The sequence below is a fragment of the Pseudactinotalea sp. HY160 genome, from assembly GCF_009372055.1.
Taxonomy (GTDB): Bacteria; Actinomycetota; Actinomycetes; order Actinomycetales; family Beutenbergiaceae; genus HY158.
Genome location: NZ_WHMT01000001.1, coordinates 542,688 through 567,068 on the forward strand (window position 1 = coordinate 542,688; position 24,381 = coordinate 567,068).

The 24,381-nt window shown below is 72.2% G+C and carries 22 protein-coding genes; 10 read left to right on the plus strand and 12 right to left on the minus strand.

The window, feature by feature from the left end; all coding sequences use genetic code 11:
• Window positions 1-138: 138 nt before the first annotated feature.
• Entirely contained in the window at window positions 139-2,994 is a 2,856-nt protein-coding gene (gene secA, locus GCG21_RS02420) for a preprotein translocase subunit SecA (protein WP_152817736.1), read from the plus strand.
• A gap of 108 nt (window positions 2,995-3,102) precedes the next feature.
• The gene (locus GCG21_RS02425; RefSeq protein WP_152817629.1) at window positions 3,103-4,872 is read left to right on the plus strand and encodes a glycoside hydrolase family 13 protein; all 1,770 of its coding nucleotides are present in this window, start codon (window positions 3,103-3,105) and stop codon (window positions 4,870-4,872) included.
• Window positions 4,873-4,894: 22 nt separating this feature from the next.
• Here the strand turns inward: GCG21_RS02425 and GCG21_RS02430 are convergent, their stop codons facing one another.
• Both GCG21_RS02430 and GCG21_RS16535 read right to left on the minus strand, forming a co-directional pair.
• Window positions 4,895-5,377, minus strand: coding sequence for an Rv3235 family protein (locus GCG21_RS02430; protein ID WP_152817630.1), 483 nt, complete (start codon window positions 5,375-5,377; stop codon window positions 4,895-4,897).
• Complete coding sequence (locus GCG21_RS16535; RefSeq protein ID WP_152817631.1) at window positions 5,374-6,327, minus strand: LysM peptidoglycan-binding domain-containing protein; 954 nt, start codon at window positions 6,325-6,327, stop codon at window positions 5,374-5,376. Before GCG21_RS16535 ends, GCG21_RS02430 begins: the two co-directional genes overlap by 4 nt.
• A gap of 193 nt (window positions 6,328-6,520) precedes the next feature.
• Between GCG21_RS16535 and GCG21_RS02440 the strand changes: the two genes are divergently transcribed.
• The gene (locus GCG21_RS02440; RefSeq protein ID WP_152817632.1) at window positions 6,521-7,030 is read left to right on the plus strand and encodes a hypothetical protein; all 510 of its coding nucleotides are present in this window, start codon (window positions 6,521-6,523) and stop codon (window positions 7,028-7,030) included.
• A 19-nt stretch (window positions 7,031-7,049) separates the two neighbouring features.
• On the opposite strand, the gene GCG21_RS02445 is transcribed toward GCG21_RS02440, so the two are convergent.
• Entirely contained in the window at window positions 7,050-7,262 is a 213-nt protein-coding gene (locus GCG21_RS02445) for a helix-turn-helix domain-containing protein (RefSeq protein WP_370460186.1), read from the minus strand.
• 161 nt (window positions 7,263-7,423) lie between these two features.
• On the opposite strand from GCG21_RS02445, the gene GCG21_RS02450 reads away from it, so the two are divergent.
• From GCG21_RS02450 to GCG21_RS02460, 3 genes are read left to right on the plus strand one after another with little or no spacing between them, the layout of a single operon-like run.
• Window positions 7,424-8,044 (plus strand): hypothetical protein, encoded by a 621-nt coding sequence (locus tag GCG21_RS02450; RefSeq protein WP_152817633.1) that lies wholly within the window; start codon window positions 7,424-7,426, stop codon window positions 8,042-8,044.
• The gene (locus tag GCG21_RS02455) at window positions 8,037-9,407 is read left to right on the plus strand and encodes a hypothetical protein (RefSeq protein ID WP_152817634.1); all 1,371 of its coding nucleotides are present in this window, start codon (window positions 8,037-8,039) and stop codon (window positions 9,405-9,407) included. Before GCG21_RS02450 ends, GCG21_RS02455 begins: the two co-directional genes overlap by 8 nt.
• A gap of 16 nt (window positions 9,408-9,423) precedes the next feature.
• The gene (locus GCG21_RS02460; RefSeq protein WP_152817635.1) at window positions 9,424-9,861 is read left to right on the plus strand and encodes a hypothetical protein; all 438 of its coding nucleotides are present in this window, start codon (window positions 9,424-9,426) and stop codon (window positions 9,859-9,861) included.
• Window positions 9,862-9,982: 121 nt separating this feature from the next.
• On the opposite strand, the gene hisN is transcribed toward GCG21_RS02460, so the two are convergent.
• Genes hisN through GCG21_RS02480 form a run of 4 tightly spaced genes read right to left on the minus strand, consistent with a single transcriptional unit; the run spans window position 9,983 to window position 13,731 of the window.
• A complete protein-coding gene (hisN, locus tag GCG21_RS02465; protein WP_152817636.1) occupies window positions 9,983-10,795 on the minus strand; it encodes a histidinol-phosphatase in 813 nt (270 codons plus the stop codon).
• A 29-nt stretch (window positions 10,796-10,824) separates the two neighbouring features.
• The gene (gene rsgA / locus GCG21_RS02470) at window positions 10,825-11,826 is read right to left on the minus strand and encodes a ribosome small subunit-dependent GTPase A (protein WP_152817637.1); all 1,002 of its coding nucleotides are present in this window, start codon (window positions 11,824-11,826) and stop codon (window positions 10,825-10,827) included.
• Window positions 11,826-13,163: a 3-phosphoshikimate 1-carboxyvinyltransferase gene (gene aroA / locus GCG21_RS02475; protein WP_370517218.1), complete on the minus strand. Its 1,338-nt coding sequence runs from the start codon at window positions 13,161-13,163 to the stop codon at window positions 11,826-11,828. The genes rsgA and aroA overlap by 1 nt, the downstream gene beginning before the upstream one ends.
• A 58-nt stretch (window positions 13,164-13,221) precedes the next feature.
• On the minus strand, window positions 13,222-13,731 hold the full coding sequence (locus tag GCG21_RS02480; RefSeq protein WP_152817638.1) for a DoxX family membrane protein: 510 nt from the start codon (window positions 13,729-13,731) through the stop codon (window positions 13,222-13,224).
• Window positions 13,732-14,050: 319 nt separating this feature from the next.
• On the opposite strand from GCG21_RS02480, the gene GCG21_RS02485 reads away from it, so the two are divergent.
• Entirely contained in the window at window positions 14,051-14,665 is a 615-nt protein-coding gene (locus tag GCG21_RS02485; protein ID WP_152817639.1) for a sigma-70 family RNA polymerase sigma factor, read from the plus strand.
• Entirely contained in the window at window positions 14,662-14,958 is a 297-nt protein-coding gene (rsrA, locus tag GCG21_RS02490; protein WP_152817640.1) for a mycothiol system anti-sigma-R factor, read from the plus strand. The genes GCG21_RS02485 and rsrA overlap by 4 nt, the downstream gene beginning before the upstream one ends.
• Window positions 14,959-15,064: 106 nt before the next feature.
• Here rsrA and GCG21_RS17160 read toward each other — a convergent pair whose 3' ends face one another.
• The 5 genes from GCG21_RS17160 to GCG21_RS02510 form a co-directional block, all read right to left on the minus strand.
• The gene (locus GCG21_RS17160; protein ID WP_370460214.1) at window positions 15,065-15,139 is read right to left on the minus strand and encodes a 50S ribosomal protein bL37; all 75 of its coding nucleotides are present in this window, start codon (window positions 15,137-15,139) and stop codon (window positions 15,065-15,067) included.
• Window positions 15,140-15,248: 109 nt separating this feature from the next.
• Window positions 15,249-15,827: a GDSL-type esterase/lipase family protein gene (locus GCG21_RS02495; RefSeq protein WP_153877551.1), complete on the minus strand. Its 579-nt coding sequence runs from the start codon at window positions 15,825-15,827 to the stop codon at window positions 15,249-15,251.
• Entirely contained in the window at window positions 15,824-19,663 is a 3,840-nt protein-coding gene (locus GCG21_RS02500; protein WP_370517219.1) for a multifunctional oxoglutarate decarboxylase/oxoglutarate dehydrogenase thiamine pyrophosphate-binding subunit/dihydrolipoyllysine-residue succinyltransferase subunit, read from the minus strand. The genes GCG21_RS02495 and GCG21_RS02500 overlap by 4 nt, the downstream gene beginning before the upstream one ends.
• Window positions 19,664-19,835: 172 nt before the next feature.
• A complete protein-coding gene (locus GCG21_RS02505; protein WP_152817641.1) occupies window positions 19,836-21,038 on the minus strand; it encodes a cell wall metabolism sensor histidine kinase WalK in 1,203 nt (400 codons plus the stop codon).
• Complete coding sequence (locus GCG21_RS02510) at window positions 21,028-21,756, minus strand: response regulator transcription factor (RefSeq protein ID WP_227992896.1); 729 nt, start codon at window positions 21,754-21,756, stop codon at window positions 21,028-21,030. The genes GCG21_RS02505 and GCG21_RS02510 overlap by 11 nt, the downstream gene beginning before the upstream one ends.
• Window positions 21,757-21,889: 133 nt before the next feature.
• Here GCG21_RS02510 and GCG21_RS02515 point away from each other — a divergent pair, with 133 nt between their 5' ends.
• On the plus strand, window positions 21,890-23,203 hold the full coding sequence (locus GCG21_RS02515; protein WP_152817643.1) for a hemolysin family protein: 1,314 nt from the start codon (window positions 21,890-21,892) through the stop codon (window positions 23,201-23,203).
• A complete protein-coding gene (locus GCG21_RS02520) occupies window positions 23,200-24,309 on the plus strand; it encodes a hemolysin family protein (protein ID WP_153877557.1) in 1,110 nt (369 codons plus the stop codon). Before GCG21_RS02515 ends, GCG21_RS02520 begins: the two co-directional genes overlap by 4 nt.
• Window positions 24,310-24,381: the final 72 nt, after the last annotated feature.

Here is a 24,381-nt window from a genome sequence, read left to right on the forward strand (position 1 = left end):
GCCGGCAGGGAGTTCGTCCGTGCGGGGACCGGGCCTCTTGCGGCTTCCTTTACGATGGTGGGGTGAGCGATCCCACGGTCGCAGCCATCTGACTAACTAGGAGTCCCGCACGTGTCGATCCTCGATCGCATCATCCGTATGGGTGAAGGCAAGACCCTCAAGCGCCTCCAGGGCCTGGTCAACCATGTCAACACCCTCGAGGAGGACATGCAGGCGCTCTCGGACGCCGAGCTGCGGGAGGAGACCGACCGGTTCCGCGAGCGGCTCGCGGACGGCAGCGCCTCGCTCGACTCGCTCCTGCCCGAGGCCTTCGCCGCGGTCCGGGAGGCCGCCGTGCGCACGATCGGTCAGCGGCCCTACGACGTGCAGGTCCTCGGCGGCGCCGCCCTCCACATGGGCGCGATCGCCGAGATGAAGACCGGTGAGGGCAAGACCCTCGTGGCCACGATGCCCGCCTATCTCAACGCGCTCGGCGGCAAGGGCGTGCACATCATCACCGTGAACGACTACCTGGTGACCTACCAGGCCGAGCTCATGGGCCGGGTGCACCGCTTCCTCGGCCTGAGCGTGGGCACGATCCTCTCGGGCCAGCAGCCGGCCGTGCGCCGGGAGCAGTACGCCGCCGACATCACCTACGGCACGAACAACGAGTACGGCTTCGACTACCTGCGCGACAACATGGCGCTGAGCCTGGCCGACACCGTCCAGCGCGGCCACAACATGGCGATCGTCGACGAGGTGGACTCGATCCTCATCGACGAGGCCCGCACCCCGCTCATCATCTCCGGCCCCGCGTCGGGGGACGTGAACAAGTGGTACGGGGAGTTCGCGCGGGTCGCGCGCCGGCTCACGCGGGACGCGGACTACGAGGTGGACGAGACCAAGCGCAACGTCGGCGTGCTCGAGCCGGGGATCGAGAAGGTCGAGGACTACCTCGGCATCGACAACCTGTACGAGTCGCTCAACACCCCGCTCGTCGGCTTCCTCAACAACGCGATCAAGGCCAAGGAGCTCTTCTTCCGCGACAAGGACTACGTGGTGATGAAGGGCGAGGTGCTCATCGTCGACCAGCACACCGGGCGCATCCTGCCCGGACGTCGCTACAACGAGGGCATGCACCAGGCGATCGAGGCGAAGGAGGGCGTGGCGATCAAGGCGGAGAACCAGACCTTCGCCACGATCACCCTGCAGAACTACTTCCGGCTGTACAGCAAGCTCGCGGGGATGACGGGGACCGCCAAGACCGAGGCGGCCGAGTTCAACAGCACCTACGAGGTCGAGGTCGTGCCGGTGCCGACGAACAAGCCGGTCGTGCGCTCCGACCAGGCCGACCTCGTCTACCGCTCCGAGTCCGCGAAGTTCAACGCCGTGGTCGAGGACATCGTCGCCCGGCACGCCAAGGGCCAGCCCGTGCTCGTCGGCACCACGAGCGTCGAGAAGTCCGAGTTGCTCTCGGGCCTGCTCAAGAAGCAGGGCGTCCCGCACGAGGTGCTCAACGCCAAGCAGCACGCGCGGGAGGCCTCGATCGTCGCGATGGCCGGGCGCAAGGGCGCCGTCACCGTCGCGACCAACATGGCCGGTCGCGGGACGGACATCATGCTCGGCGGCAACGCCGAGCACCTCGCGATCGCGGAGCTGACCGACCGCGGCCTCTCCCCGGTGGAGACACCGGAGGAGTACGAGGCCGCCTGGGACGAGGCCCTCGCCGACGCGAAGGCCTCCGTCGTGGCCGAGCACGACGAGGTCGCCGAGCTCGGCGGGCTGTACGTCGTGGGCACCGAACGACACGAGTCGCGGCGGATCGACAATCAGCTCCAGGGCCGCTCCGGCCGTCAGGGAGACCCGGGCGAGTCCCGGTTCTACCTCTCGCTCGAGGACGAGCTCATGCGCCTCTTCGCCACCGGATTCGCCGAGCGCTTCATCGGCGCCGCGTATCCGGACGACCTGCCGCTCGAATCGAAGCTCGTGACCCGCACGATCGAGGGCTCCCAGCGCAAGATCGAGGGCCGCAACGTCGAGATCCGCAAGAACGTGCTCAAGTACGACGACGTGCTCACCGAGCAGCGCAAGTGGGTCTATCACGAGCGCCGCGACATCCTCGAGGGCATGGACGTCGAGCCGCTGGTCAAGCAGTGGATCGACCAGGTCATCGCGGGGGTCGTCGGCTCCGCCACCGCCGGCTCGAGCCCGGAGGAGTGGGACCTGGGGCAGCTGTGGACCGACATCCGACAGATCTTCCCGGTCTCGATCACCGCCGACGAGGTGGTCGAGGACGCCGGGGCGGCGATCCGGGTCACCTCCGAGCAGCTCACGACCGAGCTGACCGCCGACGCCCACGTCGCCTACGAGGCCCGCGAGGCCGAGCTCGGCGCTGACATCATGCGCCAGCTGGAGCGCCGCGTCGTGCTCTCGGTGCTCGACCGGAAGTGGCGCGAGCACCTGTACGAGATGGACTACCTCAAGGAGGGGATCGGGCTGCGGGCCATGGCCCAGCGCGATCCGCTCGTGGAGTACCGCGACGAGGGGCACATGCTCTTCCAGGCGATGGCCGAGGCCATCAAGGAGGAGTCGGTCGGGTTCCTGTTCAACCTCGAGGTGCGCAAGCCGCAGGAGCAGGCCGCGCCCGCGGAGGGCGAGCCGGCGGCGGGCGAGGCGGCGGCCGCCGTGACCGGCGGCGCAGCCGCGGCGCAGACCGAGGGCTCGGCGGGGGCCGAGGACCCGAGCACCGCGGGCCGGACGAAGGACCGGGCTGCCCAGAAGAACTCCGGCCGGCGGGCGGGCGCGAAGACCGCCCCGGTTCGGGACGCGCTCGGCCTCGAGGTCGAGAACGCCCCGGCGAAGCTCAACTACTCGGCCCCGAGCCTCGACGGCCCCGCCGCGGCCGCGGAGCCCAGCGAGAAGGCGGGCGTCGGCGCCGGAGCGCCCGCGCAGGCCGGGAGCGGGAACCGGGAGGAGCGCCGCCGCGCGGCGAAGGCGGCCAAGAAGCAGCGGTGAGCGCGCCTCGCTCGGACTGAGCCCGCCGCGACCGGTGTCCCCGCGGGGCACCGGTCGCGGCGCGCCCCGCTGTCACCGCCACGAGACGTTCCGGGAGGAATCCGACAGATGAGTGCATCCACGACCGCGCCCTGGTGGCGTGACGCCGTCGTCTACCAGGTGTATCCGCGCTCGTTCGCCGATGCCGACGGCGACGGCATGGGCGACCTGCCGGGGATCACGCGCCGCCTCGAGTACCTGCGCGACCTCGGCGTCGACGCGGTCTGGCTCTCCCCGTTCTACCGGTCACCCCAGGCGGACGGCGGCTACGACGTCGCCGACTACCGGGACGTGGACCCGCTGTTCGGGACCCTGGCGGACTTCGACGCGCTCGCTGCCCGGGCCCGCGAACTGGGCCTGCGACTCATCGTCGACCTCGTGCCGAACCACACCTCCTCCGCGCACGCCTGGTTCCGGGCGGCCCTCGCCGCCGGCCCCGGCAGCCGCGAACGGGCGCGCTACCTCTTCCGCGACGGCCGCGGGCCGGGTGGGGAGGAGCCGCCGAACAACTGGGAGTCCATCTTCGGCGGCCTCGCCTGGACCCGGGTGAGCGACCTGCCCGTCGACGTCCGCGCCGGTGCCGACGACGACCAGTGGTATCTCCACCTGTTCGACTCGAGCCAGCCGGACCTCGACTGGACCGATCCGCAGGTGCACGTCGAGTTCCTCGACGTGCTGCGGTTCTGGCACGAACGCGGCGTCGACGGGTTCCGGATCGACGTCGCCCACGGGCTCGTCAAGGCCGAGGGCCTGCCCGACTGGGCCGGCACGGTGGTCATGGCCGAGGGCACGGTCGACACTGCGGACACTGCGGACACTGCGGACACGGATGACACTGCGGACACGGATGACCCAGTGGACTCTGCGGACACTGCGGCCGCCACGGACTCCGGGCCGATGTTCGACCAGGACGGCGTGCACGAGATCTACCGGGAATGGCATGCGCTCCTGGCCGAGCTCGACCCCGAGGCCGCGCTCATCGCCGAGGCCTGGGTGCAGCCGATGAGCCGGCTCGCCCTGTACGTGCGACCCGACGAGATGCAGCAGGCGTTCAACTTCGCCTACCTCACGGCGGGTTGGGACGCACGTGTCGTGCGCTCCGTGATCGAGGAGTCGATCGAGGTGCTCGGAGCGGTCGGAGCGAGCCCGACCTGGGTGCTCTCGAACCACGACGTGATCCGCCACGCCACTCGGCTCGCCCTTGGTGCGAGCGGGAGCGGACCCAACGGGCTGCGCGCGAGCGACCCGCAACCGGATGCCGCGCTCGGTCTGCGCCGGGCGAAGGCGGCGACCCTGCAGATGCTCGCCCTGCCCGGATCCGCCTACCTCTATCAGGGGGAGGAGCTCGGCCTTCCCGACCACACGACGATGCGTGATGAGTTCCGGGCGGATCCGGCATTCCTGCGCACCGACGGCGCCGAGGTCGGCCGGGACGGCTGCCGGGTTCCCATGCCGTGGGCAGGCGGGGAGCCGGGCGCCGGGTTCAGCTTCGGCGCCGACGTCGCCGGGTGGCTGCCGCAGCCGGCGGTCTACGCCGACCTCGCGGTCGACCGGCAGGAGGGGCGGGCGGATTCGACGCTCGAGTTCTACCGCGCGGCGCTCGCGCTGCGCCGCGACCTCGGCCTCGGGCGCCGGGAGCTCAGCTGGCGCGCCACCCCCGGCCCCGATGTGCTCGCCTTCGCGGTCGGCGACGTGCACGTGGTCACGAATTTCGGGGATCGCCCCGTGCGGCTCGATGTGTCTCCGGGTGCCGAGGTCCTCATCGCGAGCGGTGCGGTGGACCGGCGCACGGGCTCCCTCACGCTGCCGGGGGAGTGCACCGCCTGGATCCGCGACTGAGCCGCGCCCCGCTCGGCTCCGGTCACGCGATCCGCAACGCCACGGCCTGCCACCGGCCCCGATGAAGGTGGAGGCGGACCGCGACGGCGCGCACCCGGGTGCCGTCGTGCACGACGACCGCGGCCTCGTGCTCGCCGTCGGAGATCGCGCAGTGGTGTACCCGCAGCACGGTCACGGCCGGGGGAGTGCCCGCGCGTCCACGGATCGCCCGGCTCAGTTCCGCCCGACGATTGACGACGGTCCACACCTCCTCCGCGAGCCATCGGCGCACCTGCGCCGCCGGCCGGGTGCCGATGAGCACCTCGACCACGGCCCGCGCGAGCACGCCGGACCAGCGGGCCGGATCGGGCGGGGGCTCGGTTTCGCCGCCGATCGCCACGAGTGCGGGCGGCTCCGTCTCGGGCACCGGCACCTCCGCCTGGATCACGAGCGGATCCCAGGCTGCGCGGGGACCGGGCCGAATCGGCCGGGCACGACGGGACTCCCGGGTGGGGGTGATGGTCATTGTTCCTCCTCGAACCACGACGTGGGAAGGTGTAGGACCTGTCCGGGCAGGATGAGATCGGGATCGGTCCCGATCACGTCGGAATTGGTGTCGTACAGCTGCGGCCAGGCGGCGGCGACCTCGCGGTCGGCCGGTGCGTTCGACTCGTTCGACCCGCCCAGGTGCGCGGCGGTGATCGACCACAGCGAGTCGCCCCGGCGTACCTCGTAGCGCGTGGACGAAGCCCGTGGCGGCGCGTGGGTGAGGCCCGTGGCCCCCGTCGGCTCAACGGACTCAGTCGGCACAGCCGGCTCAACGGACTCAGTCGACTCAGTCGGCTCAGTGGGCTCAGTGGGCTCAGTGGGCTGAATCGACTCGGTGGACTCAGTGGACCCACTGGGCTCACTGGGCTCACTGGGCTCACTGGACTCGATGGGCTCGATGGGCTCGGTCGGCTCGGTGGGGGCCGCCTCGCTCACGGGCCAGCCCAGGTCGAACGGCAGCTCGACGGGTGGGCCGGCCGCGGTCGGTTCGGCGGTGGGCGGCTCGCTCCCCGACTCCGCGGGTCCGGTACCGACGGGTCCGGTACCGACGGGTCCGGTATCGACGGGTCCGGGCGCGGACCAGGACGGGGCGGCGATCCCGAACGAGACCGAGGTGGCGACGCCGACCACGGCGAGGCGGCGGAGCAGCGGTGCCCCGGAGCGCCGCAGCCAGGCCTCGCCGGCCCGCCATCCGGTCCCCGCCCGCCCGATCATCCGGGCGGTGATCGACAGGCACGCGATCGCCCCGGTCACCGTGTACCAGGCGAGGCCTGCGAGGCCGAGCGCGACGACGCAGAGTGCGACGGCGTCGTCCACCCGCTCGAGGCCGGACCACCACTCGACGGCGAGGAGTGCGAGCATCGTGCCGGTCGTCGCGCTGAGGAGCGTGAGGGCGGCGGCGACGGCCAGACGCAGGATCCCGGGCATCCTCACCCTCCTCACGGTGTTGAACACGTCATTCGATGTCGGTTAGTATCGGTTCGTATCGATCTGATGCGGTCAGTTCTACTCGCTGTTCGGGCGCGTTGTCCAGGCCCGGGAGCGAACCGGTGGAATCTGTGGACGAGTCGGATGGGTGGAAACAGCCCCCGGCCGGGGGCGGACTGCCTACCCTGGTCGGATGCGATGGGACGACCTCTTCGCCGACCTGGCGGCACAGTTCGATGCGGCCCAGGTGAGCGTGAGCGAGGAGGAGATCGCCGACATGGCGCGGGCGGAGGCGGCCACGACGACGCTCGCCGACCGGCTGCGCGCACGGCTGGGCGCCCAGGTGCACCTCCGGCTCCACGGTGATCACAGCCGGCAGGGGCGCCTCGTGCAGGCGCACGCGGACTGGTTCGTGCTCGCGAGCGGGCACCGCCGCAGCCTCGTACCCGCCACGGCGATCGCCCTCGCCTGGCCGCTCGCCGGCACCGCCCCGCCGGCGGCGGGCCTCTCACGCCGGCTTCCGTTCGGGCACGCGCTCCGGGCGCTCGCGGCGGCGGCGCCGTCGGTCCTGGCGGTCTCGACCGCCGGTGAGCACCACGGCCGCATCGTGCGGGTCGGGCGCGATCACCTCGACCTGGCCACCCCGGCGGCCGTGCTCTCGATCGGCTGGACGGCGCTGCTCACCCTCGACTCGCGGCCGTGACCGCTGTGTGTGGCGGGCGTCAGGCGGGGCGGGTGCGCTCGTCGGATTCGGCGTAGCAGCGCTCGATATAGGCCTCGAGCTCGACCCGCTCGATCCGCCACGTGCCCTTGCCGCCGACCTGGATCCCGCGCAACTCCCCGCTCCGCACGAGCGCACGCACGGTCGCCATCGAGACCTGCAGGATCTCGGTGACGTCCGCGAGGGTGAGGAAGCGCGGCTCCATGGACTCCATCGTCCTAGTCTCGCACCGATGCCGACGCCTGTGGAGACCGCGCGAACGCGCCTGTGGAAAACAACGCAAACCTCCACGCGGACCGGCCCGCTTTGGCAGGATGGACGGCGAAGAGCTCCGTGTCAGTGTCGCACGAAGGAAGGGCTCTGCGGGAGGGAAGCATGTCGTCGCTGAAGATCCGGCGTCCGCACTGGCGCGATCCGCGCCTGGGGGTGGGGGTCGTCCTCGTCGCGGTCGCCGTCGCCCTCGGAGCGTGGACCTTCGCCCAGGCCGACCGCACGGAACCGGTCTACCAGGCGAGCCGGGTCCTCACGCCCGGCGAGCCGCTCGACTCCTCGACCCTCACCCTGACGCGGGCGCGCCTCACCGGGCTCTCCGAGCACTACCTCACGCCCGACACCCTCGAGCCCGGATCGGTCGCCACCCGGACGATCGGTGCCCGCGAACTCGTGCCGGCCGGTGCCGCCGGCGATCCGGGAAGTCTCGACCTGCGCCCGATGACCGTGACCACGACGGCCGCCGCGCCGCTGTCCGCCGGGTCTGTGGTCGACGTGTGGGTCGCGGCGCCCGATCCCGAGACCCGCGCGTTCGCCGACCCCGAGCTCCTGGCCCGGGAGCTGACGGTGCGATCGGTCACGGAGGACACGTCCGTCTTCGCGGTCGGCGGCGGGCAGGCGATCGAGGTGCTCGTGCCCGAGGAACTCGTGGCCGCGCTCCTCGACGCGATCAACTCCGGCGCGGCCGTCTCGGTCGTCCCGCTCCTGGGCTCCGCCCATGGCTGAGGTGGCCCTGCTCATCGCGCTGCGCGGCCCGGCCGAGGAGTTCCTCATCGGGGAGATCGCCCCCCGCAGCGATCTCGTGGTCACGCGCCGGTGCATCGATGCCGCCGAGGTGCTCGCGGCCGGGCTGGCGGGCCTGGGGCGCCTCGCGATCGTCGCCCACGACCTCGGGGTCGACCGGGCGCTCGTGGCCCGGCTCGGGCAGGTGGGGGTGCGCACGGCCGTCGTGACCGAGCCCGGCCGCGTCCCCGAGGTGGAGGCCATCGGCGCGGTCCCGCTCGTGGGTGCCGGCGCCGACCTGCTCCGCGGCATCGAGGCCCTCGCCGAGTCGGTCCGTGCAGGAGACCGGTCCGCAGGTGCGGACGTCCCCGGCGCCCCGGACGCCTCGGATGCCCCTGGATTCCGCGCCTCCGATGCCGCGGGGGCGCCGGATCCGCCAGATTCGCGAGGGTCGCGAGGGCCGGCGGCCGAGGCGGAGGCGTCGGGCCGGATCGTCGCCGTGACCGGCCCGACCGGGGCGCCGGGCCGGACGACCGTCGCGATCAACCTCGCCGCCGAACTCGTGGTCGACGGCGGCCGGACGGTCCTCGTCGACGCCGACGTCTGGGGAGCCTCGATCGCCCCGGCGTTCGCCCTGACCGACACGACGGCGGGGCTCGCCGCGGCCGTGCGGGCGGCGTCCCGAGGCACCCTCGACGAGTCGGGCTTCGAGCGGTTGTGCCTGCCCGTGACGCCCGGGCTGCGGGTCCTGGCCGGTATCGGCAGGGCCGGTCGGTGGCGGGAGGTCGCCGGCCCGGCCCTCGGCGGCGTGTGGGAGGTGGCGCGCCGCGCCGCACCCATGACGGTGATCGAGGCCCCGGTGCTCGTACCCGAGGACGACACCGACGCGTTCGACCAGCTCGGGGCGGGGCGAAACGCGGTGGCCGCCTCTGTGTTCGCCGCCGCGGACGCCGTGGTCGTCGTCGGCGCCGCGGAGCCGATCGGGATCGAACGGCTCGTGACCTACCTGCTCGACCTGCGCGAGAGCCACCCGCAGATCGATCCGATCGTCGTGGTCACCAGGCTGCGGGCGAGCGCGGCCGGGAGCCGGCCGGACGAGTCCGTGCGGGAGGCACTCGCCCGGTTCGCCGGCGTGCACGATCCGGTCCTCGTCGCCGACGACCGCACGGCCTGCGACCGCGCGCTCCTCAGCGGCGGCGTGCTCGCCGAGACCGCGCCCCGGTCGCCGGCCAGGCGCGGCCTGCGCGAGCTGGCCCACCGGGTCGGCCCGCCACCCGCCCCGCCCGAGCGGACCGGTGGCCGCCGACGCGCCCGCCCACGCCGACGCTTCGTGCCCGCGTGGGCGGCCAGAAGGACCGCGGAATGATGGGAGACTGACATCCATGCGTGTCTACCTCCCCGCAAGCGTGGCCGACCTGCAGGCTCCTCGTGGACTGAGCGCCCGCACGGCCTATGCCGCGACCCCGGCGCTGCGCCGACTCCTCCCGGACGAGGACGACGAGGGGCTCGAGTTCGCCGCGTTCCTCGCCGCGGCCGACGCCTCGATCGACGTGTGCGAACGCAGTCGGGTCGTCGTCTCCGCGGACATCGCCGGCGCGACCGACGGCGAGCGGGTCGCCGAGGTGTCGGCGCCCGCGGTTCCGTGGGAGCGGGTCGTGAGCATCCACATCGACGACCTGAGCGACCACGACTGCCGCGATCAGCTCATCGCGGCCCGCGCCGGTGACATGGACGCCCGCGAGCAGCTCGGCGAGGCCGACCTGCTCTGGTACGACGTGAGCGAGCGCGAGGAGATCATCGCCCTGCTGCGGCACAGCTGAGCCGGCCGGAGTCGAGCTGCCCCATGCCCCGTCATCCGCTGTCATCCGCTCGGGTGCTCCGTGTGGAGGGAGCGGCCTCGGCCTCGTGTGCCTGCGGATCGTCGGCCACGGGGCCGACGGCTCAGCGGGCTCGGGCCGCGAGCGCACCGAGCGCCTGCTCGTGCAGCAGGCCGTTGGTCGCCACGGCATTCCCCCCGAACGGGCCCGCCTCCCCGAGGACCGAGGTGAAGCGTCCGCCCGCCTCGGTGACGATCGGGGCGAGCGCAGCCATGTCGTAGAGCTCGAGCTCGGGCTCGCAGGCGATGTCCACCGCCCCCTCGGCCACGAGCATGTACGACCAGAAGTCGCCGTAGGCACGGGAGCGCCAGCACGCGGCCTCGAGGTCGAGGAACTCCTCGATGAGGTCGAGCTCCTCCCAGCCCGCGAGTGAGGAATAGGACAGCGACGAGTCCTCGAGGGCGCGGACCCGCGAGACCGTCAGCCGGCTCGCCTGCGCCAGCGACCGCCCGGCCCAGGCGCCGGCACCCTGGGCGGCCCACCAGCGCCGCTGCAGGGCGGGCGCGCTCACCAGTCCCATGACCATCTCGTCGCCGTCCTGGAGGCCGATGAGCGTGGCCCACACCGGCACTCCCCGCACGAAGTTCTTCGTGCCGTCGATCGGGTCGATGATCCATCGGCGGGAGCCGCCACCGGTCTGTCCGTACTCCTCACCGAGAACGGCGTCCCGGGACCGGGTGCGGGAGAGCTGGGCGCGGATGAGCTCCTCGGCGGCCTTGTCGGCGTCGCTCACGGGGGTCAGGTCCGGCTTGGTCTCGACCTCGAGGTCCGCCGCCCGGAATCGGCTCATGGTCAGGGCGTCGACCTGGTCGGCGATGACGTGGGCGAGGCGCAGGTCGTCGTCGTAGCCTGCGGGTGCCGGGGAGGGAGTGATCATGTCCACGAACCTATCGGTTCCGGGCACCGTCAGCCCTCATCGCCACCCTCGCGGGAGACGAGCAGCCGCCGCAGCGAGGCGAGTCGTGCCCGGCCCGCCTCACCGTGCGCGTCGGCCCAGTCGACCAGGGCGCACTCCTCGCCCAGGTGCGTGCAGCCCCGCGGGCAGTCCCGTGCCGCGGCGGCCAGGTCGTCGAAACCGGCGAGCAGCCGATCGGAGTCGACGTGCGCCAGCCCGAACGAGCGCACCCCCGGAGTGTCGATCACCCAGCCGCCGCCCGGCAGCTCGAGCGCCACGGCGGCCGAGGACGTGTGCCGCCCGCGCCCGGTGGTCTCGTTCACCCCGCCCGTCGCCCGACCGGCATCGGGGACGAGCGCGTTGACCAGCGTCGACTTGCCCACCCCCGAGTGGCCGACGAGCACAGACATCCGGCCCGCCAGCTCCGCGCGCAGCGCGTCGAGCCCGTCGATCCGGCCGGGCCGGACCACGGTCGGAACCGCGTTCACGCGCAGGGTCGCGTACAACCCCGCGAACGGCGCCGGATCGGCGAGGTCGGCCTTCGTCAGGCACAGCAGCGCGTCCATGCCGGCGTCGAACGCGGCCACGAGGCACCGGTCGACCATCCGCGGGCGGGGCTCGGGGTCGGCCAGGGCCGTGACGACGACGAGCTGGTCGGCGTTGGCGATCATCACCCGCTCCGCGGCGTCCGTGTCGTCGGCGCTGCGCCGCAGCGCGGTCCGCCGCTCGAGCACGCGGACGACCCGGGCGAGGGTGTCCGGGCGACCCGAGAGGTCACCGACGAGGTCGACGTCGTCGCCGACCACGATCGAGGACCGGCCCAGCTCGCGGGCCTTCATCGCCCGCACCCGCGTGCCGCCCGCGAGGCGGACGACATAGCGCCCACGGTCGACGACGAGGACCATGCCCGTCACGGCGTCGGCGTGGCGCGGGCGCTGCTTCGTGCGTGGCCGCGAGCCGCGCCGGTTGGGCCGGATACGGACGTCCTCCTCGGTCCACTGCCGCCGGGTCATCAGGCCCCCCGGAGCATCCCGGTCCACAGGGCGGGGAAGTCCGCGATCGTCTTGCGGGTCGTGGCCACGTCGCGGATGCGCACGTCCGGCACGGCCAGGCCGATGATCGCCGCGAACGTGGCCATCCGGTGGTCGGCGTAGGTCTCCATGACCGCGCCGCGCAGCCTCGAGCGGCCGCCGTGGATGACGAGCCCGTCGGGCAGCTCCTCCGCCTCGGCGCCCAGGCGCGTGATCTCGGTGACGAGGGCCGCGAGCCGGTCCGTCTCGTGCCCGCGCAGATGGGCCACGCCGGTGAGACGGGAGGTGCCCTCGGCGAGCGTGCACAACGCCGCGAGGGTCGGGGTCAGCTCCCCGGCCAGCGACAGATCGGCGACGAGCGGCGCGGGCTCACCGGTTCCGCGCACCGTGAGCGTGCCGCCCGCGAGCTCCACCTCGGCGCCCATCCGGGTGAGCAGATCCCGCAGGAGGTCGCCCGGCTGGGCGGTCGCGGACGGCCATCCCGGCACGCGAACCGTGCCGCCGGCCGCCAGCGCGGCCGCGAGGAAGGGCCCCGCGTTCGACAGGTCCGGTTCGATCGCGACCTCCCCGCCGGCGATCGGACCGGGCTCGACCCGCCAGCGCCCGCTCCGGGAGTCGTCGATCCGCACCCCCCGCGCGCGCATCGCCTCGACCGTCATCGTGATGTGCGGCACGCTCGGCAGCCGGTCGCCGACGTGGGTCACCGTGATCCCGCGGCCGAAACGGGGCGCGGCCAGCAGCAGCGACGACACGAACTGGGAGGAGCCGGAGGCGTCGACCGCCACGTCGCCGCCGTCCACCCCGCCGCGCCCACGGACGACGCACGGAAGGTATCCGGGACCGTTCCCGCCCGCCGTGCTCGCGCCGGTGCCGGTCACCTCGACACCGAGGTCGGCCAGCGCTTGCAGCACCGGGCCCATCGGGCGCACCCGCGCCGCCGGATCGCCGTCGAGGGTGATCGGCCCGTCCGCCAGGGCGGCGATCGGCGGAAGGAAACGCATGACCGTGCCCGCGAGCCCGCAGTCGATCGCGGCCGGGCCGCGCAGCGGTCGAGGCTCCACGTGGACGGTGCGGCGGTCGTCGCTCACGCTCACGGAGGTTCCGAGGGCGCGCAGCGCCGCGATCATCAGGTCCGAATCGCGGGAGTCGAGCGCGCCGGTGATCGTCGTGGGCTCGGAGGCCAGCGCGGCCAGCGGCAGCGCCCGGTTCATCTGGGACTTCGAGCCGGGGACGACGACGGTCGCGTCGAGGGGCGCGCTCGGCGTGGGCGCGGGCCAGGGATCGGCCGGGAACGAGGCAGCAGAAGCAGAGGTAGTCACCCGGCCAGCCTAGCGGCGAGCGCGGAGTCGCCTGCGAGCCCGGCCCGCCCCGCCGCGGCTACTCCGCGGACTCGGCCGCGTGGGCGGCTCGCCGGTCGTCCCGCCAGCTGCCGAGACGCCAGGCGAGCGAGGGTTGACCGGCCCGGTCCTGGGTCGCGTAGAACAGCCCGGCGATGAGGCCCAGGCGCGTCATGAGCTCGCCCAGGTTCTCCTTCCGGTCGGCCCGGGTGCGCACCGGGTGGTTGACGAGCGCAGGCGGGAGCGCAGTGGCGGCCAGCACGGCGGCGCTCGTGCGCGGCGCCTTCCCGATCGCCAGGCACACACCGGCGGCGAGCATGATCCCGCCGTGGACCCGGGCGAGCATCCGCAGGTTCGACGGCAGCGAGGGCAGCTTGTCGGTGACCTTGTCGGGTACCCGCGCCGAGACCTTCTCGAGCGTGGGCTCGGCGGCCTCCTCGAACCGTCGCAGCCGGGCGACGTGCTCGTCGGGATGGCGGAGGGCGTGGGCGGCGTCGCGGATGAAGACGGCGGCGAGCAGCGGGCGGGCGAGCATGCGCAGGGGACTCATACGTCCATTGCTACCGCAGCGCGGCCTTCGAGGGAAGCGACAATCGCCGCGGGAGTGCACTCTCGGGGCTCTCGGTCCTCTCGGGGCTCTCGGGGCGCTCTCGACTCTCGGGACCGGCAGGGCTCCCGGGAATGGCGGCGCACGCCCCGGCGTTGACTCCGATATGAGCCACCCGAGCACCCTCACCCGTCCGCGCCCCGGTCCGGCGGCACCGGTTCACCGGCCGGTTCACGGGCCGGTTCGGGAACCGGAACGCGGGCCGGTTCGGGCGCGTCGTCCCCCCTGTGCCGGCGGGGAAAGGAGGCTAGGCTCGCGAGTGATGACTACCGATCCAGCCGTCCCGACGCCCGATCCGGACGAGGAGACGACGGCCGAGCGTGACGCGCGGTTCACCGCCGACGCGATGCCCTACCTCGACCAACTCTACGGAGCGGCGTTGCGGATGACCCGCAATCCGGCGGATGCCGAGGACCTGGTGCAGGAGGCCTACACGAAGGCGTACGCGGCGTTCCACCAGTACAAGCCGGGCACGAACCTCAAGGCGTGGCTCTACCGGATCCTCACGAACTCCTTCATCAACAACTACCGCAAGCGGCAGCGGGAGCCGCTGCAGTCCGATTCGCAGGAGGTCGAGGACTGGCAGATCCACCGGGCCGCCTCCCACACGTCGACGGGACTGCGCTCGGCCGAGACCGAGGCGCTCGACGCCCTCGGCGACGACGTGATCAAGGATGCGCTGGCGCAGCTGCCCGAGGACTTCCGCCTGGCCGTCTACCTCGCCGACGTCGAGGGATTCGCCTATAAGGAGATCGCCGAGATCATGGACACCCCGATCGGCACGGTCATGTCGCGGCTGCACCGGGGACGACGCCAGCTGCGTGGCCTGCTGGCCGACTACGCGCGAGGATTGGGAATGAAGGTGAGCGCTCGATGACCGCCGACCCGCAGGCGAGGGAGCCGCGCGAGGACGACTGCCAGTGCGAGGAGGCCCTCGCCCACCTGCAGGAGTACATCGACTGTGAGATGAGCGAGGTCGACACGGTACGCCTGCGCGTCCACATCACGACGTGCCTGACCTGCCAGGACGAGGTCGGGGTCGAGCAGTGGCTGCGGCGGATGCTGCGCCGCTCCTGCGTGGAGGAGGCACCCGCGGACCTGCGCGAGCGGGTGCTCACCCAGATCACGGCCGTCCGCGCCGCCGTCGTGCGCGGGAGCGGCCCCCACTGATAACTCCTGGGGCCCCCTGAGAACTCCTGAGAGCCGCTGAGGGCCCCTGAGAACAACGCGATCGCCCGCCGGATCCGGGATCCGACGGGCGATCTCTCGACCAGAATCAGGCGTTGGGGCGCTTGCCGCTGTTCGCCTTGTTCTTCGAGCGTGCCTTGCGCTTACGTCCACGCTTGCTCATGTCGTGCTCCTCGTCCAGTAGTGCTGCCGGTCCATAGTGTCATACGGCGGCCGAGGCGGAAAATTGCGCCGGCCGGTGTCTCGGGCCCCGTGCGGGCGGCTCGGGCGTCTCAGGCGTCTCCGGGCAGGCCGAGCCAGGAGTGCCAGCCGTTGTGGAGCACGAGCCATGCGAGCAGCCCGTACCCGGCCTGGCCGGGCAGGATGCCGTCGCGCGCGCCGAGGTCGGCGAGCCACTGCTCGTGATAGCGCAGCGGCGCGTACGTCTCGGCATAGGGGATGCGCCGCCGGCCACACACGTCCGCGAAGGCGCCCGAGAGCTCGGCCTGGGCCTCCTCGGGCAGGTCCGTGCGCGGCGGCGGGCCGACGACGAAGCTCGGGATGCGCCGGTTCGTCGCCTCGTCGAGCACGTTCGCCAGGTTGAGCCGACTGCGGGCGAGGGAGACCCCGGCGGCCAGGTCGTGGCTGCTCAGGGCGACGACGAGGCGGTCGTCCTCGCCGCGGAAGCGCCGATTCGACTCCGTCTCCCATCGGGCCGACAGGGCGGTCGTCGTCTCGTCGGGGACCGCGAGGGTGAACACCGCCAGCGGCTCCTCGGTGCGCGCGATCACCCGGCCGAGCCAGCCGAGGCCGCGGGCATCGCCCACGCCCGCGGCGAGCTCGTCCCCGACGACGCAGATGCGGGCGTTCACCGGGCGAACGCCGCCGCCAGGAGCTCCTCGGCCTGGAGCTTGTGCAGCTTCATCGTGCCCGCCGAGGGGGCGGCGCCCTCGGGCCGGGCCGCGACCCGCAGGCCCCGCTCGCCCACGACCGGCACCTGGCCGGGCAGGTTGAGGGCGAGGAACGGCCATGCCCCCTGATTCAGGGGCTCGTCCTGGGCCCACACGAACTCGGCATTGGGATAGGAGGCCAGTTCGGCCTGCAGTTCCTCGGCCGGGAGCGGGTAGAGCTGCTCGACCCGCACGAGTGCGATGTCGTCGCGCTCCTGCTTGCCCCGCCGCGAGAGCAGGTCGTAGTAGAAGCGCCCGGTGCACAGCAGCACCCGCGTGACCTTCGAGCGGTCGGCGACCGTGCGGTCGCCGAGGACGGGCTGGAACGAGCCCGTCGTGAAGTCGGCCACGGCGGAGGAGGCCGCCTTGAGCCGGAGCAGCTGTTTGGGCGTCATGACCACGAGCGGGTGGCGGGGACGCTGGAACGCCTGCCGCCGCAGGAGGTGGAAGTGGTTCGCCGGGGTCGAGGGCTGGGCCACGATCATGTTCTGCTCCGCGCACAGCTGCAGGAACCGTTCGAGCCGGGCGGAGGAGTGGTCCGGGCCCTGGCCCTCGTAGCCGTGCGGCAGGAGCATGACGAGCGAGGCCTTCTGGCCCCATTTCTGCTCGGCGGAGGAGATGAACTCGTCGATGACGGTCTGGGCGCCGTTGACGAAGTCGCCGAACTGCGCCTCCCACAACACGAGCGCGTCGGGCCGCTCGACCGAGTAGCCGTACTCGAACGCGAGGGCCGCGTACTCACTCAGCGGGGAGTCGTACACCCACAGCTTCGCCTGGTCCTTGCTCAGGTACATGAGCGGGGTCCACTCGGCGCCGTTCTCGTGATCGTGCAGGGTCAGGTGCCGCTGCACGAACGTGCCCCGGCGCGAGTCCTGCCCGGCGAGTCGGACGGGGACGCCGTCCATGAGCAACGAGCCGAAGGCCGCGACCTCGCCGAAGCCCCAGTCGATGCCGCCCTCGGTCGACATCTTGTGACGTCGTTCGAGGAGCTGACCGAGCTTGTTGTGCACCGAGAAGCCCTCCGGCGCGGCCAGGTGCGCATCGCCGATGCGGGCGAGCACGGCGGCCGGGACGGCGCTCTGCCAGCCGACCATGACCCCGGCGTCCTCCCGCTGGGAGTCGGGGACCTCGAGGCCGAGGACCGAGTCCGAGTCCGCCTGCGACTGCTCACGCGAGCCGGTGAAGATCCGCTCGAGCTCGGACTGGAAGTGCTTGAGCGCCTCGGCCGCCTCCTCGGCGGTGATGTCGCCGCGGCCGACGAGCCCCTGGGAGTAGAGGGTGCGCACCGAGGGCTTGTCCTCGATGAGGGAGTACATGACCGGCTGGGTCATCGACGGGTCGTCCCCCTCGTTGTGCCCGCGTCGGCGGTAGCACACCAGGTCGATGATGACGTCCTTGTTGAATTCCTGCCGGTAGTCGAAGGCGAGCTCGGCCACGTGCGCGACCGCCTCGGGGTCGTCGCCGTTCACGTGGAAGACCGGGATCTGCAGGCCCTTGGCGATGTCGGTGTTGTACACGGTGGAGCGCGAGGAATTGGCCCCGGTGGTGAACCCGATCTGGTTGTTCACGATGACGTGCACGGTTCCGCCGGTGCGGTAGCCGCGCAGCTGGCTCATGTTGAGGGTCTCGGCCACGACGCCCTGGCCGGCGAAGGCCGCATCGCCGTGGATGAGGATCGGCAGCACCGAGTAGCCCGACCCGCCGAGGTCGAGCAGATCCTGCTTGGCGCGCACGACCCCCTCGAGCACCCCGTTGACCGCCTCGAGGTGGGAGGGGTTCGCGGCCAGGTATACGCGGGTGGTCCCGCCGCTGGGGGAGGTGTACAGGCCCTCGGTGCCGAGGTGGTACTTGACGTCGCCCGAGCCCTGGACGGTGCGGGGATCCTCGTTCCCCTCGAACTCGTTGAAGATCTGCCCGTAGGACTTGCCGGCGATGTTGGCGAGCACGTTGAGCCGGCCCCGGTGGGCCATGCCGATCGCGACCTCGTCGAGTTCCTCGGTCGCGGCCCGGTCGAGCACCCGGTCGAGCAGCGGGATGAGGGACTCCCCGCCCTCGAGGCTGAAGCGCTTCTGACCCACGAACTTGGTCTGCAGGAAGGTCTCGAACGCCTCGGCGGCGTTGAGCTTGCGCAGGATCTGCAGCTGCTCGCGCGGGTCGGGCTTGGACCAGCCGGCCTCGAGGCGCCGCTGCAGCCAGCGGCGCTCGGTGCCCTCGTGCAGGTGCATGTACTCGGCGCCGATCGTGCGGCAGTACGAATCGCGCAGCAGGCCGAGGATGTCCCGCAGCGGCAGCTGCTCGGTGCCGCCGAATCCACCCGTGGGGAACGTGCGGTCCAGGTCCCACAGCGTGAGGCCGTGGCTCTGGACGTCGAGGTCGGGATGGCGGCGCTGGCGGTAGCCGAGCGGATCGATGTCGGCGATGAGGTGACCGCGGGAACGGTGGGCGTGGATGAGCTCGGCGATCCGCGCGGGCTTGCCCATCTCCTTGGCCGGGTCGTAGCTGTGGTCCTGGGTCCAGCGGACCGGCTCGTAGGGCACCCGCAGGGCGGCGAAGACACGGTCGTAGAAGCCGTCCTGGCCGAGCAGCTTGGTGTGCACGATCCGCAGGAACTCACCCGACTGGGCGCCCTGGATGACGCGGTGATCGTAGGTGGAGGTGAGCGTCAGGGTCTTCGAGACCCCCAGCCGCGCGATCGTCTCGACGGCCGCACCCTGGTATTCGGCCGGGTAGTTCATCGCGCCGACGCCGATGATCGTGCCCTGCCCGGACATGAGCCGGGGAACGGAGTGGACCGTGCCGATCGTGCCCGGGTTCGTGAGCGAGATCGTCGTACCGGCGAAGTCGTCGACCGTGAGCTTGGAATTGCGCGCCCGGCGCACGACGTCCTCGTAGGCCTCCCAGAACTGGGCGAAGTCCATGAGCTGGGCGTCCTTGATCGCCGGGACGAGCAGCTGCCGGGTGCCGTCGGGCTTGGCCAGGTCGATCGCCAGGCCGAGGTTGACCGCCGCGGGCCGGAAGACGCCCGGCTTGCCGTCGACCTCGCGGTAACCGGCGTTCATCGCGGGCATGTCGGCGAGGGCCTCGACGACCGCGAAGCCGATGAGGTGGGTGAAGGACACCTTCCCACCCCGGCTGCGGGTGAGGTGGTTGTTGAGCACGATCCGGTTGTCCACGAGCAGCTTGGCGGGGATGTCGCGCACGGAGGTCGCCGTGGGCACCGTGAGCGAGGTCTCCATATTGCTGACGACGCGCGCGGCCGGGCCCCGCAGGCGGCTCACCTCGTCGTCGCCGCCGGCGCTGCGCGGCCCGCCCACGCCGACGGTCGAGGCGTAGGGGGCCGTCGGCGCGATCGCCACCGGCTCGGCGGGGGGTGCGGGCTCGGCCGGGGATGTGGAGCCGGCCGATCCGGGCTGGGTGGACTGTGCGGGCTGGGTGGACTGTGCGGGAGCGCCGTTCGAGGCTCGGCCGGCGGCGTTCGCAGAGCCGGCTGAGCCGGCTGAGCCGGAGGTGTTGGCCGTGGTGGAGGCGTTGGCCGTGCCGGTCGGGTGGGGGGCGGCCGTGCCGGCGGTGTTCACCGCTCCCGTCGGGTGGGCCGCAGCTCCGTCGGCCACCCGGTGCTCCGCGAAGAACTCGCGCCAGGCGTCGTCGACCGAGTTCGGATCGGCGAGGAATCGTTCGTACTGCTCATCGATGAGCCATTCGTTCCCGCCGAAGCCCTCGGCCAGGTCCGCCGGTTCGTTGGGTGCCTGTGCTGACACGCGAAGATCGCCCACTTCCCATGAAGGATGAGATGAATTTCAGTCGCATCCAGCCTAGGCGATCCCAGGGAGTGGACCCGCGCGATCCGGGCCGGCGGCGACGAATTATGCGGATTATTCACTCTCGCCGCGCGTGGCCGCCGCACGGTGTCAACAGGGGGCAAAAGCCGGGTCAGGAATGCCCTGGGCGGGGGTCGTGGAATCGTCCGTCCGGCGCTGCGGGCCGCTGGGGGATCGGCTGGGTGTGCTCGCGGCGCTGCGAGCCGCGGGCGGGCAGCCGGACCCGGATGAGCGTGCCGGCCCCGCCGGGAGGATCCGCCACCGCGATCGTGCCGCCGTGGAGTCCGACGGCCCATCGGGCGATCGCCAACCCGAGCCCGGTCCCACCGGTCGAGGGCAGCCCGGTCTGTCCGGGGGCGTTGCCGCGCTCGAACCGGTCGAAGACCCGGGCGCGGTCGGCGAGCGGGATCCCGCCTCCCTGATCGAGCACGTCGATGATCACCTCGCCGGTCGCGCTCTCGAGCCGGCCGGTCACCGTGACGGTGCCACCCGCCGGGGAGTGCCGGGAGGCGTTCGAGAGCAGGTTCGCGAGCACCTGACGCAGCCGCTCGTCGTCACCGACCAGCACGGCGCCGGCCGGGGTGACCCGCACCTGCCAGCGCAGGTTCTTGGCACTGGCGTGCTCGGCCTCCCGGGTCACCTGGCGCAGGAACTCCGCGATCGGGATCTCGCTCAGGTTGAGCTCGGCCGCCCCGGCCTCGAGTCGGGACAGGTCGAGCAGGTACGTCATGAGGCGGGAGAGCCGCTCGATCTGGGCGAGCGTGGCCTCGAGCGCCTCGGCGTCGGCCTCGACGACCCCATCGGCCATGTTCTCCACCTGCGCGCGCAGCGCGGCCACCGGGGTGCGCAGTTCGTGGGAGACGTTGGCCACCATCTCCTTGCGCTGGGTGTCCAGGGTCGCCAGATCCGAGGCCATCGAGTTGAACGCGCGGGCGAGCTCGCCCACCTCGTCCTGGGACTCGGTCTGCACCCGCGTCGAGTAGTCCCCGCGGGCCATCGCATCGGCCGCGGCGGTCATCTCCCGCAGCGGGCGGGTCATCCCGCGTGCCAGCAGCTGCGTCACGGCGAGGGAGAGGATGAGGGCGACCGGAAAGGTCCGCAGCACCCCGAACTCGAACCGGATCCCGACCCACGTGACGATCATGTACATCGTCACCGTCGCGCCGATGATGACGCTGAGCTTCGCCTTGATCGACCGCACCGGGTCGAGCGGGCGCAGGTCGGTCAGCGCCGCGCGCAGCCGCGAGCGCCAGGCCGTGACCCGCGCGTGCCGCACGGCCCGGGCGGCACGGTCACCGGTGCCGTCAGGGGGCATCCACGGGTTCCAGCGCGTATCCGACCCCGTGCACGGTGCGGATGATCTCCGAGCCGAGCTTGCGACGGAGCGCCTTGATGTGGGAGTCGACCGTCCGGGTGCCCGAGGCGTCCGCCCAGTCCCACACCTCCGCGAGCAGCCGCTCGCGCGAGAGCACCGTGCGAGGACTCTCCGCGAGGCACACGAGCAGGTCGAACTCCGTCGGCGTGAGATGGGCCTCCTCCCCGCCCCGGGTCACCCGCCGCGACGCTCGGTCGATCGTCAGGTCGCCGAGCGCGATCGCCGGCTCGCTGCGGTGCGCGGCGATGGAGGCGGAGACCCGTTCGATGCGGCGCAGCAGCACCTTGAGCCGGGCCACGAGCTCGCGCATCGAGAACGGCTTGGTCATGTAGTCGTCGGCGCCCACGCCGAGCCCGATGAGCATGTCGGTCTCGTCGTCGCGGGCCGTGAGCATGAGCACAGGGGCCCCGTGCCGGCCCTGGGCAGCGTCCTCGGCCTGGATCCGCCGGCACACCTCGAGGCCGTCGATCCCGGGAAGCATGACGTCGAGCACGATGAGATCCGGGCGGAGCCGGGTCGCGGCCTCCACCCCGGCGTGACCGTCCGCCGCCGTGTGCGCGCTCCATCCCTCGGCCTGCAGCCGGCGAGCGATCTGGGAGGCGATGTCGGGCTCGTCCTCGATCACGAGCACGACCGGCGGCGTCTGCGATGCTGGCATGGGTTCACTGTGGCACATCCGCCTCGCCTCGGGAGCGCGACTCCTCGTTGTAGTCTGGCCCGTATGTCTGGTCATACCGGCCCCATCACGGGCCCGCATACCGGTTCCGTGACGGGTCGACTCGGCAGGGATCATGGTCGTTGATTGGCTCCTGATCCTCCTCGGCCTGGCGCTCACGGCGGGAACCTTCGTCTTCGTCGCGGCCGAGTTCTCGCTCGTGGCGCTCGACCCGGCGGCCGTCGAGGGCCGCATCGCCGCCGGCGACAAGCGCGCGGTCGGCGTCTCCCGGGCACTCAAGCAGCTCTCCACGCAGCTCTCCGGCGCCCAGGTGGGCATCACGCTCACGACGATCCTGCTCGGATACACGATGCAGAAGGCCCTGGCCAACGTGCTCGGCGCGGGGTTGACGCTCAGCGGCCTCGCCCAGGGCGTGGCCGCCGCGGTCGCGGTCGTCCTCTCGCTCGTGCTCGTCAACGCCCTCTCGATGCTCTTCGGCGAACTCATCCCCAAGAACTGGGCGATCGCCGAGCCGATGCGGGTGGCGATCCTCGTCAGCCCGCTCCAGCGCGGCTTCACCCGGGTCTTCGCCCCGATCATCACGGTGCTCAACTCCTCGGCGAACGTGCTGTTGCGGCGCTTCGGGGTCGAGCCGAAGGAGGAGCTCTCCGGCGCCCGCTCCGCGCCGGAGCTCGCCTCGCTCGTGCGCCACTCCGCCGCGGCCGGCACGCTCGACGCGGGCACGGCCTCCCTCCTCACCCGCTCGATCGCCCTCGGTGACCTGAGCGCGGTCGACGTCATGACCGATCGGATGCGGATGATCTCGCTGCGTCGGGACGAATCGGCACAGGGCCTCATCGGCCTCGCGCGCAGCAGCGGACACTCCCGCTTCCCGGTGATCGGCGAGAACCCCGACGAGATCGTCGGCCTCGTGCACCTGCGGCGAGCCATCGCGGTCCCGTACGACCGGCGGACGGAGGTGCCCGTGGCCGCGCTCATGGATCCCGCCCCGAGCGTGCCGGAGACCATGCCGATCGGGCACCTGCTGCTCGAGCTGCGCGCCCAGGGGATGCAGATGGCGGTCGTCGTCGACGAGTACGGCGGCACGTCCGGGGTCGTCACGCTCGAGGACGTCGTCGAGGAGATCGTGGGCGAGGTCGCGGACGAACACGACCGGCGCCATCGGCCGGTGCGGCCGACGGGGCCGGACACGTGGGTCGTGCCGGGCACGCTCCGTCCCGACGAACTGCGGTCCCACACGAACGTGCGGGTGCCCGACGAGGCCCCGTACGAGACCATCGGCGGGCTCATCATCACGGCGCTCGGGCGGCTGCCCGAGCGGGGTGACGAAGTGGAGCTGCCGGGGGTGTGCCTGCGCGTGATGGAGATGGACGGCCGGCGGGTCGACCTCGTGCAGGTGCGCGCCGAGGGCTCCCGGGGCGACGAGTGAACACGACCACCGCGCTGCTCGTGGGCCTGGCGCTCCTGGCCGGCAACGCGTTCTTCGTCGGCGCCGAATTCGCCATCATGTCCGTGCGGCGGGCCCAACTCGAACCACTTGCGGAGCAGGGCACGCGCGGGGCGGCGACGGCCCTGTGGGCGGTCCAGAACGTCTCGCTCATGCTCGCCTGTGCCCAACTCGGGATCACGATCTGCTCGACCGGGCTCGGGGCCGTCGCCGAACCGGCGCTCGCGGGCCTGGTCGAGGCGCCGCTCCTGGCCGCCGGGCTGCCGGCCGAGGCCTCGCACGTCGTGGGCTTCACGCTCGCGCTCCTCATCGTCGTGTACCTGCACGTCGTCCTCGGCGAGATGGTGCCCAAGAACCTCGCGGTCGCCGGCCCCGAACGCGCCGCCCTGCTGTTCGCGCCCCCGCTGGTGTGGATCGGGCGGGCGGTCTCACCGGTCATCGGCGCTCTCAACTGGCTGGCCAACCACATGCTCACCTGGGTGGGCGTGCAGCCGAAGGACGAGGTGAGTGCGACCTTCACGGCCGAGGAGGTCGCCTCGATCGTCGAGCGCTCCCAGGCCGAGGGGGTGCTGGACGACGATCTCGGCCTCATCAGCGGCGCCATCGAGTTCTCCGCCGCCACCGCCGGCGAGGTGATGGTTCCGCTCGCCGAGGTGGACGCGCTGCCCGCCTCGCTCACCCCCGCCGAGTTCGAGGCCGCGGTCACCCGCACCGGCTTCTCCCGGTTCCCGATCGAGCGGCAGGGGGAACTGGTCGGCTACCTCCACCTCAAGGACGTGCTCTACGCCACGACCGAACGGGATCGTCACGATCCGGTTCCGCCCTGGCGGATCCGCGGCCTCACCGTGGCCGGACGCGGCGACGAGGTCGAGGACGTGCTCGGGCGGATGCAGCGCACCGGGGCCCACCTGGCGCTCGTGACCGGGGACGCAGGGGAGCTCGCGGCGGGTGGATCGCTCGGGCGGGCTCCGATCGGGATCGTCTTCCTCGAGGACATCCTCGAGGAGCTCGTGGGCGAGGTGCGCGATTCCATGCAGCGCATCCACCATCTCGGGCGGCGCCCGGGTGACCGAGGTAACCGGGGCTGAGGCGGAACTGTGAATGTCTGTCCACATGTGAACGCTCGGGCTCGCATGGGCCGGTCCGACGCGCTACAGTGC